This is a genomic window from Nonomuraea sp. NPDC049758, from assembly GCF_040674635.1.
GTDB lineage: Bacteria > Actinomycetota > Actinomycetes > Streptosporangiales > Streptosporangiaceae > Nonomuraea.
Genome location: NZ_JBFAMZ010000011.1, coordinates 130,750 through 146,490, shown reverse-complemented (window position 1 = coordinate 146,490; position 15,741 = coordinate 130,750). Strand labels below are relative to the sequence as shown.

The window sequence follows — 15,741 nt, the reverse complement described above, 5'->3', positions numbered from 1 at the left end:
TTTTCAGTGGCTTCGTTTGAGCATGGCGTCGGCGAGGGCGTCGGCGGCCTCGCCGAGCCGGCGGCCCACGGCGTCCAGGCGGGAGAGCAGCTCGCGTTCGCGCAGGGTGTCCATGTCCAGCGGGCCGGCGAACAGCTCGGTGAGCCGGGCCTGGTGGAGCTGGCGGACGCGGCTGCGGGACTTGCGGGTGGCGAGCACGGCCACGGTGACCGAGCCGGGATCGCCGGTGATCTTCAGCAGGGCCTGTTCGAGCTGGTCCAGGCCGTCGATGACGGCGCCCAGCGGCTCGGCGGCGAAGGTGAGGTCGGCGGGTCCGAACAGGTCGGCCTCGCGGACGAAGTCGCGTAACTGGTCCAGCACGTCGTCGATCGAGCGGGAGAGCCGGAACAGGTCCTCCCTGTCGATGGGGGTGGCCAGCACCCGTTTCAGCGCCCGGACGAGCTCGGCGCGGGCGGCGTCGCCCTCGTGCTCGACCTCGGCCATGCGGGCGCGGGCCGCTGCCTGGCCGGTCGTGCCAGAGGCGGCCGAGCGGGCCAGCACGGCGCCCTCCCTGGCCACGGCGACCTGGCCGCGGATGAGGTCGATCACCCGCCGTCCGGACCGGCCGCGCAGCTCGTCCCAGGCGCGGGCGAGCCGGCGGGGCCGTCCGCCGCTCACAGCAGCCTCAGGCCGAGCCCGGCCAGGGCGCCCAGGGCCATGGACGACGGCAGCGTGACCAGCCACGCCGTACCCATGTTCAGCACTCCTTGCCATCGCACCCTCCTGCTTCCTTCGCTTGCCACCACGCCGACGACCCCGGCGGTCACGGACTGGGTCATGCTCACCGGGCTGCCCAGGGCCGAGCTGCCGAGGACGGCGCCGGTGGCCGCCGTCTCGGCCGACAGCACGTGCAGCGGCCGGGTGATGACCAGGCCGCGGCCGACCCGCTCGCCCACCCGCGGCAGCGTGGTCAGCGCCCCGGCCAGGAACAGCGCCACCAGCACGGCCATCCACACCGGCGAGAGCTGGACGGGCCCGACCCGGCCGAGCCCGTTGCGGCCGACGTCCACGGCGACGCTCGCCACGGCGATCATCTTCTGGCCGTCGTTGACGGCGTAGGCCAGGCACTGGGCCGCGTACGCCACCAGGTGGGCGGCCAGCACCAGCCCCGGCATCCGGCGCGAGGACGGCACCCGCCGGGACGCGGTGCCCAGCAGGTAGCCGAGCACCAGCCCGACCAGCGGCGCGCACGCCCCGATCGCCAGGACGGTGATCAGGCTCGGCCAGGCCACCGGCAGCCCGGCGCCGAGCCCGGCGCCCGCGATGCCGCCGATCACCGCCAGCGTCAGGCTGGTGGGCAGCCCTCTGCCGGTCAGCGCCGCCACCACCACGACGGCGATCACCACGCCGGCCAGGAACACGGCCGCGCCGCTGCCCGAGTCGAGCCCCGCGAGCCCTTCGGTGAAGGTCCGCGCGACCGCGACGCCCAGCACGTACGGCCCGGCGAACAGGACCGCCACCAGCAGCGCGGCGGCCAGCCAGCCGGGCGTGCGCGGGAAGCGCAGGCCGAGGCCGATCAGCGTGGCGCCGTCGTTGGCCCCGCTGATCAGCACGAACAGGACGGCCACCGCGGCGAAGGCCAGCGTCCAGCCCATCAGAGGTAGAGCCGCTGGTCGCGCTTGGCCTCGTCGTAGCGCTCGCGCGCGGCCCTGACCTCGGGCAGGCCGGACACCTGCGCGACCGGCACGTCCCACCAGGCCTGCGCGCCGGGGCCGCCGCCGGGGACGGGTTCGACGTACACGACGGTGGTCCTGGCCGACTCCCTGGCCTTGACCAGGGCGGCCCGCAGCGACTCGGGGCCGTCGGCGCGCAGCACGTCGGCGCCCAGGCTGGCGGCGTTGGCGGCGAGGTCCACCGGCAGGGGGTCGCCGTCCAGCTCGCCGCCGGGCCCGCGGGTGCGGTACGCGGTGCCGAGCCGCCGGGCGCCCACCGACTCGCTGAGGTTGCCGATGGAGGCGAAGCCCCGGTTGTCCACCAAGACGATCACCAGCTTGATCCGCTCCTGCACGGCGGTCGCGATCTCCTGCGCCATCATCAGGTACGACCCGTCGCCGACCAGCACGAACACCTCGCGTTCCGGCGCGGCCAGCTTCACCCCGAGGCCGCCGGCGATCTCGTAGCCCATGCACGAGTAGCCGTACTCGACGTGGTACTGCTCGGGGTCGGCGGGCCGCCAGAGGCGGTGCAGGTCGCCCGGCATCGAGCCGGCCGCGTTGACCACCACGCCGCCCTCGGCGACCTCGTTGAGGACGCCGAGCATGACGGGCTGGGTGAGCTCGGCGCCCGCGTAGGTGTGGCCGATCTCCGACTGCCAGGCGGCGGCCAGGGCGGCGGCCCGGTGGGTCCATTCGGGGTCGGCCCGCCAGTCCACGTCGTCGAGGGCGCGCAGGGCCTCGCGGGCGTCGGCGACGAGCGTGGCGCCCGCGTTCTTGGCCGCGTCGAAGGCGGTGACGTTGACGTTGAGGAAGGCGGCCTGCCCGAACAGCGTCCTGGAGGCGGTGGTGAAGTCGGTGTAGCGGGTGCCGACGCCGATGACCAGGTCGGCCTCGCGGGCCAGGGTGTTGGCCGCGTCGGTGCCGGTGTGGCCGATCGCGCCGGCCGCGCAGGGGTGGTCGTGGGGCAGCGCGCCCTTGCCCGCCTGCGTCTCGCCCACCGGCACGCCGTGGTTCTCGGCGAAGCGGGTCAGCTCGGCCCACGCCCCGCTGTACCTGACGCCGCCGCCGGCCACGATCAGCGGCCTGCGGGAGCCGCGCAGCAGCTCCTTCGCCCTGGCCAGCGCGGCCGGCTCGGGCACCGGGCGGGGAACGTGCCAGACCCGCCGGGCGAACAGCTCCTCGGGCCAGTCGTAGGCCTCGGCCTGCACGTCCTGGGGCAGCGCGAGCGTGACCGCGCCCGTCTCGGCGGGGTCGGTGAGCACCCGCATGGCCGCCAGCAGCGCGGCCGGGAGCTGCTCGGGCCGGTTGATCCGGTCGAAGAAGCGCGACACCGGGCGCAGCGAGTCGTTGACCGACACGTCGTAGGACCGGGGGTCCTCCAGCTCCTGCAGCACCGTGCCGGGGGCGCGGGTGGCGAAGACGTCGCCGGGCAGCAGCAGCACCGGCACCCGGTTGATCGTGGCCAGCGCCGCGCCGGTGACCAGGTTGGTGGCGCCGGGCCCGATGGACGTCGTGCAGGCGAAGGTGGACAGCCGCGCGCGGGTGCGGGCGTAGCCGACGGCCGTGTGCACCATGGCCTGCTCGTTGCGGGCCAGGTAGTACGGCAGCGCGTCGCCCGTGCCCGCGCCCTGCTCGGCCAGCGCCTGGCCGACGCCCGCGACGTTGCCGTGGCCGAAGATCCCGAGCACGCCGGCGATCAGCCGCTGCTCGACGCCGTCGCGCTCCGACCACTGGGCGGCCAGGAAGCGGGTCAGCGCCTGAGCCGTGGTCAGCCTCATGAGGCACCTCCTTGCACGAGATCGGGCACGCCGCCCTCCAGCAGGCCGAGCGCGGTGTCCACGGCGGCGCCCACGTCCCCGTCGGGCGGGTAGAGCAGCGCCCGGCCGACCACCAGGCCGCGCACGCCGGGCAGGCGCAGCGCCTTGCGCCAGGAGTCGTACATCTCGCCGGCGTCCTGGCCGGAGTCGCCGCCCAGCAGCAGCACGGGCAGGGTGGTGGACTCCACGACGCGTTCCATCTCCGGCACGACCGGGATCTTCAGCCAGGTGCGGGCGGAGGTCGCGCCGAGGCCCTGGCCGACGCTGATGGCGTGGATCACGGCCTCGGGCGACAGGTCGTGCCGCACCACGCCGTCCTGCCGCCTGGACCAGAACGGCTCGACCATCGCCATCAGGCCGTGCCTGGCCAGGTCGGTGACGGCCTGGCCGCAGCTGGCCAGGGTGGCGGCGGTGGCGCTGTCCTCCAGCGCGATCCGGCACAACATCTTGCCGCCGTCCAGGCCCATCGCGGCGATGGTGGGGGCGTCGTAGGCGGTGAAGCGGTCGTCGAACTCGAACACCGAGCCGTGCACGCCGCCGCGGTTCATCGAGCCGATGACGATCTTGTCGTCGAGCGCCCCGAGCAGCAGCAGGTCCTCGACGATGTCGGGGGTGGCCAGCAGGCCGTCCACGCCGGGCCTGGCCAGGGCGGTCATGAGCCGGTCGAGCAGGTCGGCGCGGCTGCGCATGGCCATCGGGTGGCCCGCCACGCCGAGGGCGCCGCGGGCCGGATGGTCGGCCGCGATGATGAGCAGTTGCTCCCTGCCGTTCCTGAGGGGCCGGCGCCGGCGGGCGGCCGCCGCCTCGGCGACGCGCTCCGGCTGCCAGGCGCGCTGGTCGAGCAGCCGGCGGTAGTCCTGCTCACGCATGCGTGACGGCTCCTTCCGAGAGGGTGGCGGACAGGACGGCCTCGACCTCGTCCGCCGTGGGCATCGCGGGCGCGCAGGCCAGGCGTCCGGCGACGATCGCGCCCGCGGCGTTGGCGAAGCGCAGGGTGCGTTCGAGCGGCCAGCCTTCGAGCAGGCCGTGGCAGAGCGCGCCGCCGAAGGCGTCGCCGGCGCCGAGCCCGTTGACCACCTCGACCGGGACGGGCGGCACCCGTACGGTCTCCGTGGCGGTCATGCCGAGCACGCCGTCCGCGCCCTGTTTGACGATGGCCAGCTCGACGCCCGCCGCCAGCAGGGTCTCGCCGGCCGCGCGCGGGTCGCGGGTGCCGGTGGCCACCTCGACCTCGTCGAGGTTGCCGGCCGCGACGGTGACGTGCGCGAGCGCCTGCCGCACCCGCTCGCGGGCGGTGGCCGCGTCGGCCCAGAACATGGGCCGGTAGTCCAGGTCGAGCACGGTGTGCCGGGCGCGCCCGCGGGCCTGCCAGGCGGCCAGGTGGGCGGCGTGGGACGGCTCGGCCGACAGGCCGGTCACGGTGGCCCAGAACAGCCGCGCTCCGGTGACGGCCGCCAGGTCGAGGTCGCCGGGCGCGATCTCCAGGTCGGGCGCGTCCTGGCGGTAGAAGTAGAGCGGGAAGTCGTCCGGCGGCCTGATCTCGCAGAACGTGACCGGCGTCGGCCGGCCGGGCACGGCGCCGACCAGGCGGTCGTCCACGCCGTAGGAGCGCAGCGCGTCGCGGACGAACGCGCCGAACGGGTCGTCGCCGGTCCGCGTGATCACCGCGCTGGAGTGGCCCAGGCGGGCGGCGGCCACGGCCACGTTGGTGGGGCTGCCGCCCAGGTACTTGCCGAACGTCTCCACGTGCCGCAGCGACACGCCGGTCTGGAGCGGGTAGACGTCCACGCCGACCCGGCCCATCGTCAGCACGTCGAGGGCGCTCACGCCAGGCCCCGCAGGAACGCCACGCCCGCCCGCACGTCGTCGGCCGGGCCGGCGCCCGCCGGGGGCTCGGCGTCGAGGACGACGTCCTGCTCCATGACGTACCAGCCGTCGTAGCCGGCGGCGGTCAGGCGTTCGACGATGCCCCGGACGTCCACGTCGCCGCGGCCGAGCCGGCGGTAGATCCCGGCGCGCACGGCGTCGGTGTAGGTCAGCTCACCGGCCCGGACGCGGGCGGCGAGCGCGGCGTCGACGTCCTTCAGGTGCACGTGGGCGATCCGCTCGGGGACGCGGGTGACCAGCTCCAGCGGGTCGCCGCCGCCGATGAGCAGGTGGCCGGTGTCCAGGCAGAGCGGGACGGCGCTGCCGCCGAGCACCCGGTCCACCTCCCGGCCGGTCTCGACCATGGTGCCGACGTGGGGGTGCAGGGTGAGCGCGCGGCCGTCGCCCTTGGCCTCGTGGAAGGCGCGGTCGAGGTTGCCGAGCAGGGTGCGCCAGCCGGTGTCGTCCAGCTCGGGACGGGCGTCGTAGCCGTCGGCGCCGGTGGCGGCGGCCAGCACGACGACCACGTCCGGGTCGAAGGCGGCCCAGGTGGCGCGGAGGGCGGGCAGCGGGTCGTGGGCGGGGTCGTGCAGGACCGCGGGGACGAATCCGCCCACGGCGCGCAGCCCGTACCGGCCGAGCAGGTCCTGGTCGGCGGGCAGGAAGCCGTCGGGGCCCAGCTCGGTGGCGGTCAGGCCCAGCTCGGCCATCTCGGCGAGCACGCGGTCGGCGGTGAGCTGGTGTCCCCATCCGGGCACCTCGCACACGCCCCAGGAGATGGGTGCGGCGGCGATCCTCACTTGGCCACCTCCAGCACGCGCACCGGACGGCCCTCGCGGCGCGCCAGGTCGGCGGCCTCGGCCAGGTAGAGGGCGGCCAGGGCGTCGCGGACGGTGCAGGGGCTCTCGCTCTCGCCCCTGGCCATCGACAGGAACGCGCCCATCTCGGCGACGTAGGCGTGCTCGAACCTGGTCTGGAAGTCCGGCCACGGCGGCCCGTCCGGGTTCAGGCCCTCGGCCGAGCGCAGCGGGGCGCGGTCGCCGAGCCCGACGGCGCGGGTGCCGAGCGTGCCGGCCAGCTCCATGCGCACGTCGTAGCCGGCGCCGTTGTAGCGGGAGCCCTGCAGGGTGACCAGCGTGCCGTCGTCCATGACGATCAGGGCGGCGCTGTTGTCGACGTCCCCGGCGGCGGCGAAGTACGGATCGCCGCGGTTGGCGCCGACCGCCTGCACGACGTCCGCCTCGCGGCCGGTGACCCAGCGCAGGATGTCGAAGTCGTGGATGTGGCAGTCGCGGAAGATGCCGCCGGACTGGGCGACGTACTCGGCGGGCGGCGGCGCCGGGTCGCCGGTCAGCATGTGCACGCGGTGCAGCTCGCCGAGCTCGCCCGCCAGCAGCGCCTCGCGGGCGGCCCGGTAGCCGGCGTCGAAGCGGCGCTGGAAGCCGATGTGCACGCCGATCCCGGCCCGTTCGACGGCCTCGGCCACCCGCAGCGTCTCCTTGACGGTCGGCGCGGCCGGCTTCTCGCAGAACGCGGGCACTCCCCGCTCGCACGCCCTCAGCAGGCCCTCGGCGTGGGCGGAGGTCGGCGTCGCGAGGACCACCGCGTCCGCGTCGAAGGGATCGCCGGTACGGGCGCCGAGCCGCCGGGCCACCTCCTCCGCCCTCGCCGTGTCCACGTCGGACACGACGAGCTCGTCAACCAAGGCGGACAGGGTGGTGGCATGGAACATGCCTATACGTCCTAGGCCCAGCAGACCCACACGCATGATCGCTCCTCATCCAGGGGGGCCTCCAGTTCTAGATGAACAGGAGATGAACCGTCAAGACTTTGTCCTGACATAAGGATGAACTGTCGTAGCTGGGCGGGCAGGCCATGGCGGCATCTCCACGTAAGAATGTCTTGACAAATTATTCACGTGACGTTCATCGTGAGCACACAATGGCGCCGGTCGGGGCTGGCGCGGCGCCTTGCGAATCCGAGAGGCAAGAGGAGTGACGCCATCATGAGGCGTACCGGGAAGATCATCTCCATGGCGTTGCTGGCGTCCGCCGCCGTGGCGTGCGCGCCCTCCACCGCAGGCGGAGGACCGTCGGCGGCGGCGACGGCCAAGGCGCTGCCCGGCCCGTCGCTCGATGCGAACTTCGACCTGGAGGCGCTGGTCGCCGCGGCGAAGAAGGAAGGCAGCGTCCTGGTCTACGACTCCAGCGGCGACATCGAGGAAGTGGCCAAGGCGTTCACCGCGAAGTACGGCATCGCCATGGAGGGGGTGAAGTCGGACACCCCGCAGACGGCCGAGAAGATGACCAGGGAGCACGCCGCCGACAACGTCACCATCGACGCGGCCATGTACGAGGACGGCGGCGTCCTGGTCGGCCAGCTCGCGCCGCAGGGCGTCACCCAGACGTGGATCCCCGGCGACCTGAAGGACCAGATCCCCGCCGAGAACCAGAACCCGCTGCTCGCCCTCTCCAAGGCGACGGTCTTCGGCTACAACACCAAGCTCTCCCCCGGCGGCTGCCCGGTGAAGAACGTCTGGGACCTGACCGATCCGGAGTGGTCCGGCAAGCTGGTGATGCAGGACCCGCTGGGCAAGCCGACCGTGCTGTCGTTCTTCACCCAGCTCGACGCGTACGGCAACCAGGCGCTCGAACAGGCCTACCAGGCCAAGTACGGCAAGCCGCTGAAGACCGAGGAGAAGAGCGCCGCACAGGAGTGGATCAAGCGCCTGTCGCTCAACAAGCCGGTGCTGACCGGCTCCGACGAGGACATCTCCGCCGCCGTGGGCGCGCCGGCCGCCACGGACAAGAAGATCGGCTTCATGTCGATCTCGAAGTTCCGCAACAACGAGGACAAGGGCTACCACCAGGCCGCCTGCGAGGGGATGACCCCCTTCACCGGCTTCAGCTACCCCAAGTACGCGGCGATCGCCACCAAGAGCAAGCACCCCAACGCGGCCAAGCTGTTCGTGCACTTCATCATGACCGAGGAAGGCGTCAAGCACGAGATCGGCGAGGGCGGCGTCTCGGGCAACAGCACGGTCAAGCCGATGGTCACCCCGCCCGGCCTGTCGGACTGGCAGGGCCAGCTCTTCCACACCGACCCCAAGGGCCTGCTCGGCGACCTGCAGAACCGCCAGGCCATGTCGGACTTCTGGCGCGTCAACCGCAGCTAGCGCGGGCCGTCGCACAGCCCGGCCGGGAGGATCCCCGGCCGGGCGCGTCGGCATGCCCTGGCATCCGTCCAACACCTAATGTCCTGACATAAGGACGACCTATTGATTTCTTGTTAACTGGTCGTTACGTTTTGGGACAACATCAACACCCCGAACGAGGAGGCGCAATGCGTCCCCTGTCCAGGCTCTCCCTGGCAGCCCTGATGTTGACCGTGTTGGGCGGGATCGCCGTACCCGCGGCCGGTGCCGGCGTGGCGACCGTGTACCCCGACGTCGAGACCCCCTCCCTCTACGACGACGAGGCCGGCGGCGACGCCAACGGCGACGACCCGGCGATCTGGGTCGACCCGTCCGACTCCGAGGACAGCGTGGTGATCGCCACCGCCAAGAAGGGCGGCCTGTACGTCTACGACCTCGACGGGCAGCAGCTCCAGCACCTGCCGGCGCCCGCCGCCCCCGGACCGGACGACGAGGCGGGCCGCTTCAACAACGTCGACGTCGCCTACGGCTTCGGCGGCAGGGACCTGGCGATCGTCTCCGACCGCGGCCGGGACACGCTGCGCATCTACGCCATCTCGCACGGCCACCTCACCGACGTGACCGACCCGGCCGCGCCGTTCGTGTTCAACACGACGCAGCAGCAGGTCAACGACGCCGAGACGGCCTACGGGCTGGCCGCCTGGAAGGACTCCACCGGCACGTACGCGCTGGTCAGCCGCCGGCACAAGACCTCGGTCGGCCTGGTCAAGCTGCTCGCCAAGCCGGGCGGCAAGATCGGCTACCAGCTCGTGCGGACGCTGACCCTGCCCAATTCCTTCACCCTGCCGAACGGCCAGACCTGGTCCCCCTGCCTTGAGCCGGACGAGCAGGCGCAGGTCGAGGGCATGGTCGTGGACCAGGAGCGGGACGTGCTCTACGCCGCCCAGGAGGACGTCGGCATCTGGCGGATGCGCGCCGACCTCACCGGCACGCCCGTCCTGGTGGACAAGGTCCGCGAGTACGGAGTCCCGGGCACCTACGACCCCGCGACCGAGGAGTGCACCCCCGGCGCCGACCCCGGCTACGGCGGCACGCACCTCACCGCGGACGCCGAGGGCCTGACCATCTACTACCGCGAGGACGGCAAGGGCTACCTGCTGGCCTCCAGCCAGGGCGACAACACCTTCGCCGTCTACCGCAGGGAGGGCTCCAACGCCTACCTCGGCCAGTTCCGGATCGGCGAGGCGAACGGCATCGACGGCTCGGAGGTGAGCGACGGCTCGACCGTGCTCAACGTGCCGCTGGGCGAGTTCGACGAGGGCATGTTCATCGCCCACGACGGCGTGAACACGCCGGCCACGGCGGACCGGGAGAACACCAACTTCAAGTTCGCCGACTGGGGCGACATCGCCGACGAGCTGGACCTGGACGTGGACACCGACGGCTGGGACCCGCGCGACTGATCATCGCCGCCCAGCGGTCCCGCGAACCGGGGCGCCGTCCAGCCGGACGGCGCCCCTTCGCCTTTTCAGGGGTGCGGCCTTCGCCGATCGAGCGGCGCGCCCTTCGCCGTTCCGGGCGGCATTCGGCCGATTTGGGCATCCCTTCGCGGGGCGGGGAGAATGGGGTGCGCGTGCGGAGGAGGAGTGTGACCGAGAGCCAGTCGCTCGACCACCTCGCCCGCCGCCTGGAAGAGGTGGTCGGCGAGCTGCGCGGCATCCCCGTCGACGTCGAGCGGCTGGAGGACCCCGAGCTCGTCCGCCGGCAGATCCTGCGCGCCACCCGGTCGTCGGCCGAGCTGCGGGCCATGCACCCGGTGGGCTCGCGCGAGCAGGGCCGCGACGAGCAGCGCAGCCGGCGTACCGTGCTGGACGCCCTGCGGGAGGGCCTGTCGATGCGCACGATCGTCCATTCGAGCGTGCTGGACGACCCGCGCAAGGCGGCCCGCATCCAGGAGCTGCACGCCGCCGGCGACCTGCACCGGGTCATCGACGAGCCCATCCAGCAGCTCCTCATCTTCGACCGGTCCGTGGCGTTCGTCCGGATCACCCCGATCGCCTACACGCCGGGCGCGCTGATGATCAGGCAGCAGGGGCTGATCGCCACCCTCATCGACCTGTTCGAGCTGTCGTGGGCGCGGGCCAGGGAGGTCACCGAGCCGGCCCACCAGCTCTCGCCCCGCGAGCGGGAGGTGCTGGCGCTGATCGCCGAGGGCCGTTCCAACAGCGCCGTGGCCCGCGCCCTGTCGATCACGGAGGCGGCCGTCGGCAAGCACGTGGCCTCCGTGTTCGCCAAGCTCGACCTGCCCGCGACCGACGACCACAACCGGCGGGTGCTGGCGGTGCTGGCCTACCTGCGCGGCGTGGCGAGGTAGGGCCAGGGCTACCCCGTTCTCGCCCCAGCACCCGTGCGGGCGGGCCGCGGCGGGCGCTTCGATGGACGTCATGCAGAAAATGACTGGATTGCTGGTGGGCGCGGTGTTCGGCGCGGTGTTCGTCGTCGTCAACGCGCACGGCCCGCTCGGCCCCGTGACCGCGAACCTGCTGCGGGCCGCCGCGTGCCTGGCGGCGGCGGGCGTGCTGGCGATGTGGTTCCGTGCCGTGCGCGCGGAACGTCCCGCCGCGGCCGGCCGGCGGGGCATGTTCGGGCCCGGCTACCTGGCCGTGGTCGTGGTCGAGGCGGTCCTGCTGTTCGGCGGGCTGCGGGTGCTGGCCGCGCTCGGGCGTCCCGAGGAGGGGAACGTGGCGTGGGTGGCGTTCGTGGTGGGCGTGCACTTCGTCGCGCTGGCGCCGATCTGGAAGGACTGGAGCATCGCCGTGCCGGGCGTCGCGCTCACGCTGCTCGGCGCCGGCGGGCTCGTCCTGGCCGCCACGGCCGCGGTGGCGTGGGTGCCGGTCGTCAGCGGGGTGCTGTCCGGCGTCGTGCTGCTGGCCGGCAGCCTCACCCTCGGCCTGCGCGGTACGGCGCGGGCGGCGGCCTGACCGTCCGGGGGGCGCGCCTTCTCCCCCGGCACAGACCCTCTGATACTCTCTGTGCTGAATTGATTACTTTCTGTCGCTAGGGGAGCTAGTGTGAAGGTCGCCTGCGTCGGCGGTGGGCCCGCCAACCTGTACTTCTCGATCCTGATGAAGCGGGTCGACCCGTCCCACGAGGTCGCCGTCTACGAGCGCAACCCGGCCGGGACCACCTACGGCTGGGGCGTGACCTACTGGGACGACCTGCTCAAGAACCTGCGCGCCGCCGACCCCGAGTCGGCGGACGTCATCAGGGAGAACTCGATCCGCTGGGACAGCTGGGTCACCCACATCCAGGACCGCGCGACGGTGTCGCTCACCGAGTCGGACGAGGGCTTCGGCATCTGCCGCCACCGCCTGCTCGACATCCTCGCCGACCGCGCCCGCTCCCTGGGCGTGCACGTCGAGCACGGACGCGAGATCGCCTCCCGGGAGGAGCTCGACGCGGACCTGGTCGTGGCCGGTGACGGCATCAACAGCACGATGCGCGAGCCGCACGCCGAGCATTTCGGCACCGAGATCGCGGTCGGCCGCAACCACTACATCTGGCTCGGCACCACGAAGGTCTTCGACGCCTTCACCTTCGCCTTCTCCGAGACCCCGCACGGCTGGATCTGGTGTTACTGCTACGTCTACAGCGGCGACCACAGCACGTGCGTCGTCGAGTGCTCGCCCGAGACCTGGAAGGGGCTCGGCCTCGACCAGGCCGACGCGGCCGACGGCCTGGCGCTGCTGGAGAAGATCTTCGCCGACGTCCTGGACGGCCATCCGCTGATCGGACGAGCGCACACCGACGGCAGCGCGTACTGGCTGAACTTCCGCACGCTGACCAACCGCACGTGGTACCACGACGACCTCGTCCTGCTCGGGGACGCCGCGCACACCACCCACTACTCCATCGGCGCGGGCACCGCCCTGGCCTTCGGGGACGCCGCCTTCCTGGTCAACGCGCTGAACCAGGAGCCGGAGCTCCCGGCCGCCCTCGCCCGCTACGACCGCGAACGCCGCAAGGCGATCCGCCCGCACCAGAAGTCGGCCCGGCTCAGCGCCCAGTGGTACGAGAACCTGACGCGCTACATCGACCTCTCGCCGGTCGAGTTCATCGCGCTGCTCGGCCAGCGGCACTCCCGGGTGCTGCCGCACCTGCCGCCCCGGCTGTACGTCCAGGTCGACCGCGTTCTCAGCGGGTTCGGCGGGTTCGGCGGCTCCGGCAAGGACTGACCGGGAGGCGCGCCCGCTCAGGCCCCGATCAGGGGAAGTCCTTGGGGTTCACGGGGCTGGTGCGGGCGTTGCCGCCCCTGACCGGGTTCAGGGTCAGCGTCCAGATGGTGTACTGCGTCGAGGTCGTGCGGAAGCGCAGCCGGTCGTTGAACTTCTGGTACGTCGCGCCCCTGGTGAAGCGGCCCTTCGACACACTGAACCGGTAGCCGGTGGTGAAGAAGATGCGGTACGTGCCGTCCCGGACGTCCCGGATGCGGGCCGTGGACCGCGCGCGGACGTAGACGCTGATCGCCTTGGTCCGGCCCTTGACGATGGTGACGACGCCGTCCTTGGACGTGCCGTTCTTGATCTTGAGTACGCCGCGGCCGCCGCTGAGACGGTCGTAGACGATCCGGCCGTTGGCCGGGCGGGAGGCCGCCTCCTGGACGGCCGAGGAGGTCTGGACGGCGGCGGCCTGGAGGCCCGCCGTGGCGGCGCCGGCCGGGGCGGAGGTCAGCAGCGTGCCGGTCAGCGCGACGGCGGCGACGACCCCCGCGCGTAACGGGGTCGCTTCGAGGAGTCTCTTCACCATGGGCTTCTCCTTGGGGGACATGGTCGGACTGATCGCGTACCCGTGTATATCAGGACAGACCGCTTCTACGCTCGTAGACTTTAAGCCGTCCGTTCGGCTCCGAGAGGCGGCACGATGAGCTACGTCCCCGTTCCCTACGACCCTGAGCTGGCGGAAGGTCTCGCGGCGTTCCTGTCCGCGGTCGAGAGCGTTCCGCTGCGCGCGGACACCATCCAGCGCAACCGCGAGATCTTCGCCGAGCTCATCCCGCCCATGGAGGCGATCGTCGCCGGCCGTCCCGTCGAGTGGTGGGACGTGGACGTGCCCGGCCCCGAGGGCGCTCCCGACGTCACGCTCACGGTCGTCCGTCCCAAGGGCGGGCCCGCGCCCGGCGCGGCGGCCGTGTACGAGATCCACGGCGGCGGGATGATCCTCGGCACCCGCTTCTTCGGCATCGAGGGCCTGATCCAGGCGGCCCTGGAGCACGGCATGGTCGGGGTGACGGTCGAGTACCGGCTCGCCCCGGAGAACCCGGCCCCGGCGGCGGCCGAGGACTGCTACGCGGGCTTCGTCTGGACCGCCGGACACGCCGAGGAGCTGGGGTTCGACCCGGGGCGGCTGCTCGTGTCCGGCTTCAGCGCGGGCGGCGGGCTCACCGCGTCCGTCGGCATCATGACGCGCGACCGGAACGGCCCGGCCGCCGCAGGGCTCTACGTCGGCGCACCCATGATCGACGACCGGAACTCGACCGTGTCGAGCCTCCAGTACGACGGCATCGGCGCCTGGGACCGCAACAACAACGACACCGCCTGGACCGCCCTGCTCGGCGACCGGCGGGGCGGCCCGGACGTGCTGCCGCACGAGGTCCCGGCGCGGGCGGCCGACCTGTCGGGGCTGCCGCCGGTCTTCATCGAGGTCGGGGCGGCCGAGGTGTTCCGGGACGAGGCGGTCGAGTTCGCCGGCCGCATCTGGGCGACCGGCGGCCAGGCGGAACTGCACGTGTGGGCCGGCGGCCACCACGGCTTCACCGGCACCCCAGGCGCCCGCGTCTCCCGCGCCGCCCAGGAAGCCAAACACTCCTGGCTGCAACGCACCCTGGGCATCTGACCCCACCCCTCCGCCGCCCTCCGCAAGAAGTGGGGGCGGCGTACTGAGGGCGCGGACACGCGGGAGCGCAGGGGTGAACGCTGGGGGCAGCCTGCCAGGGTACCGAGGCCCCGGAACGCCGGAAGCGCGGACGCTGGGTCGGGGGCGCGGACGCAGGGTGTCAGCGGGGCCGAGGACGCGGGAGTGCCAGGCGTGCACACCCCCTCCACACGACGCAAGGGGGCGGCGAGCCGGGGAGCCGGGAGCCGGGGGGCCGCGGGCACCTCGCCCCTCCCCCACCAGCCCGGACGCCCTTTGCGCGGTGCAGGGCGCGGAGTGGGTCAGGGGGTTAGGGTGCGGTGGAGCCAGGAGAGGCGGGTGGCGAGGGCGGCGCGGGTGATCTCGTGGTCCGGTGCGAAGATGTCGAACCCGTGGAAGGCGCCGTTCCAGATGTGCAGCTCGGCCTGGCCGCCGGCCGCCCAGATCCGCGTGGCGTACGCGACGTCCTCGTCGCGGAACAGCTCGGCGGCCCCCGCCTCGACGAACGCGGGCGGCAGCCCCGACAGGTCGGCCGCCCGCGCCGGGGCCGCGTGACAGGGCACGTCGGCGTCCGGGTCGCCGGCCCGCTCGCCGAGCAGTGCCCGCCAGCCCAGCAGGTTCAGGGCGCGCGGCCAGGTGCCGAGGCCGTCGTACTGGTGGCTGGAGACGGTGGTGTTGCGGTCGTCCAGCATCGGGCACAGCAGGAGCTGGCCGGCCAGGCGCGGGCCGCCGCGGTCGCGGGCCAGCAGGGCGACCCCGGCCGCCAGGCCGCCGCCGGCGCTGCCGCCCATGACCACCACGCGCCCGGGGTCCACGCCGAGCTCGGCGGCGTGCCGCGACATCCAGGCCAGCCCGGCGTAGCAGTCCTCGACCGGCGCCGGGTGGGGGTGCTCGGGGGCCAGGCGGTACTCGACGTTGACGGCGACGGCGCCCAGCTCCTCGACGAGCGCGACCAGGCGCGGCGTGTCCATGGCCCGATGGCCGGTGATCATGCCGCCGCCGTGGATGTTGTACAGCCCGGGGACCGGGGCCCGCAGGCGGCGCGGGCGCAGCACCGTGACCTCCAGGTCCGGCGCGCCGGCCGGGCCGGGGACGAGCAGCTCCTCGGCGTCGATCTCGCGGTCGCCGATCACCTCGGCGACCGGCGGCATGGGCATGGCCGCCCCGGCGGCGCGCATCAGGGGGATGGTCTCCAGGGTGGGGGCGGGGCCGTCCGGGCGGGGCATGCCGTCCAGGACCACGGCCAAAGCCGGGTCGAAGGGCACGGGGGCGGGGGGCACGGGAGTGGGAGGCACAGAGG

At 73.2% G+C, this 15,741-nt stretch carries 15 protein-coding genes; 6 read left to right on the top strand and 9 right to left on the bottom strand.

From position 1 onward, the window contains the following. Positions 1 to 3 precede the first annotated feature (3 nt). From AB0J46_RS28170 to AB0J46_RS28140, 7 genes are read right to left on the bottom strand one after another with little or no spacing between them, the layout of a single operon-like run. Positions 4 to 657 carry a DUF47 family protein gene (locus tag AB0J46_RS28170; RefSeq protein ID WP_364336998.1) on the bottom strand — a complete coding sequence of 218 codons (654 nt, stop codon included), beginning with the start codon at positions 655 to 657 and terminating at the stop codon, positions 4 to 6. Continuing rightward, on the bottom strand, positions 654 to 1,634 hold the full coding sequence (locus tag AB0J46_RS28165) for an inorganic phosphate transporter (protein WP_364336996.1): 981 nt from the start codon (positions 1,632 to 1,634) through the stop codon (positions 654 to 656). Before AB0J46_RS28165 ends, AB0J46_RS28170 begins: the two co-directional genes overlap by 4 nt. After that, positions 1,634 to 3,472: a 3D-(3,5/4)-trihydroxycyclohexane-1,2-dione acylhydrolase (decyclizing) gene (gene iolD / locus AB0J46_RS28160; protein WP_364336994.1), complete on the bottom strand. Its 1,839-nt coding sequence runs from the start codon at positions 3,470 to 3,472 to the stop codon at positions 1,634 to 1,636. Before iolD ends, AB0J46_RS28165 begins: the two co-directional genes overlap by 1 nt. Continuing rightward, positions 3,469 to 4,380 (bottom strand): deoxyribose-phosphate aldolase, encoded by a 912-nt coding sequence (locus tag AB0J46_RS28155; protein WP_352324729.1) that lies wholly within the window; start codon positions 4,378 to 4,380, stop codon positions 3,469 to 3,471. Before AB0J46_RS28155 ends, iolD begins: the two co-directional genes overlap by 4 nt. After that, a complete protein-coding gene (iolC, locus tag AB0J46_RS28150; RefSeq protein WP_364336992.1) occupies positions 4,373 to 5,338 on the bottom strand; it encodes a 5-dehydro-2-deoxygluconokinase in 966 nt (321 codons plus the stop codon). The genes AB0J46_RS28155 and iolC overlap by 8 nt, the downstream gene beginning before the upstream one ends. Continuing rightward, positions 5,335 to 6,177, bottom strand: coding sequence for a TIM barrel protein (locus AB0J46_RS28145; RefSeq protein WP_364336991.1), 843 nt, complete (start codon positions 6,175 to 6,177; stop codon positions 5,335 to 5,337). The genes iolC and AB0J46_RS28145 overlap by 4 nt, the downstream gene beginning before the upstream one ends. Then, on the bottom strand, positions 6,174 to 7,145 hold the full coding sequence (locus AB0J46_RS28140; RefSeq protein WP_364336988.1) for a Gfo/Idh/MocA family oxidoreductase: 972 nt from the start codon (positions 7,143 to 7,145) through the stop codon (positions 6,174 to 6,176). Before AB0J46_RS28140 ends, AB0J46_RS28145 begins: the two co-directional genes overlap by 4 nt. Before the next feature lie 237 nt (positions 7,146 to 7,382). On the opposite strand from AB0J46_RS28140, the gene AB0J46_RS28135 reads away from it, so the two are divergent. From AB0J46_RS28135 to AB0J46_RS28115, 5 genes are all read left to right on the top strand, one after another. Continuing rightward, the gene (locus tag AB0J46_RS28135) at positions 7,383 to 8,552 is read left to right on the top strand and encodes an ABC transporter substrate-binding protein (protein ID WP_358006489.1); all 1,170 of its coding nucleotides are present in this window, start codon (positions 7,383 to 7,385) and stop codon (positions 8,550 to 8,552) included. Between the two features lie 167 nt (positions 8,553 to 8,719). Continuing rightward, on the top strand, positions 8,720 to 9,994 hold the full coding sequence (locus tag AB0J46_RS28130) for a phytase (protein ID WP_364336986.1): 1,275 nt from the start codon (positions 8,720 to 8,722) through the stop codon (positions 9,992 to 9,994). Between the two features lie 185 nt (positions 9,995 to 10,179). Beyond that, entirely contained in the window at positions 10,180 to 10,905 is a 726-nt protein-coding gene (locus AB0J46_RS28125; RefSeq protein WP_364336984.1) for a helix-turn-helix transcriptional regulator, read from the top strand. Between the two features lie 79 nt (positions 10,906 to 10,984). Further along, positions 10,985 to 11,512, top strand: a complete 528-nt coding sequence (locus AB0J46_RS28120) for a hypothetical protein (protein WP_364336982.1) — start codon at positions 10,985 to 10,987, stop codon at positions 11,510 to 11,512. Positions 11,513 to 11,602: 90 nt separating this feature from the next. Beyond that, positions 11,603 to 12,766 carry an FAD-dependent monooxygenase gene (locus AB0J46_RS28115; protein WP_364336980.1) on the top strand — a complete coding sequence of 388 codons (1,164 nt, stop codon included), beginning with the start codon at positions 11,603 to 11,605 and terminating at the stop codon, positions 12,764 to 12,766. Between the two features lie 28 nt (positions 12,767 to 12,794). On the opposite strand, the gene AB0J46_RS28110 is transcribed toward AB0J46_RS28115, so the two are convergent. Further along, positions 12,795 to 13,337 (bottom strand): hypothetical protein, encoded by a 543-nt coding sequence (locus AB0J46_RS28110; RefSeq protein ID WP_364336978.1) that lies wholly within the window; start codon positions 13,335 to 13,337, stop codon positions 12,795 to 12,797. 114 nt (positions 13,338 to 13,451) lie between these two features. On the opposite strand from AB0J46_RS28110, the gene AB0J46_RS28105 reads away from it, so the two are divergent. Next, the gene (locus AB0J46_RS28105; protein WP_364336976.1) at positions 13,452 to 14,423 is read left to right on the top strand and encodes an alpha/beta hydrolase; all 972 of its coding nucleotides are present in this window, start codon (positions 13,452 to 13,454) and stop codon (positions 14,421 to 14,423) included. A gap of 320 nt (positions 14,424 to 14,743) precedes the next feature. Here the strand turns inward: AB0J46_RS28105 and AB0J46_RS28100 are convergent, their stop codons facing one another. Beyond that, positions 14,744 to 15,721: an alpha/beta hydrolase gene (locus AB0J46_RS28100; RefSeq protein WP_364336974.1), complete on the bottom strand. Its 978-nt coding sequence runs from the start codon at positions 15,719 to 15,721 to the stop codon at positions 14,744 to 14,746. Positions 15,722 to 15,741: the final 20 nt, after the last annotated feature.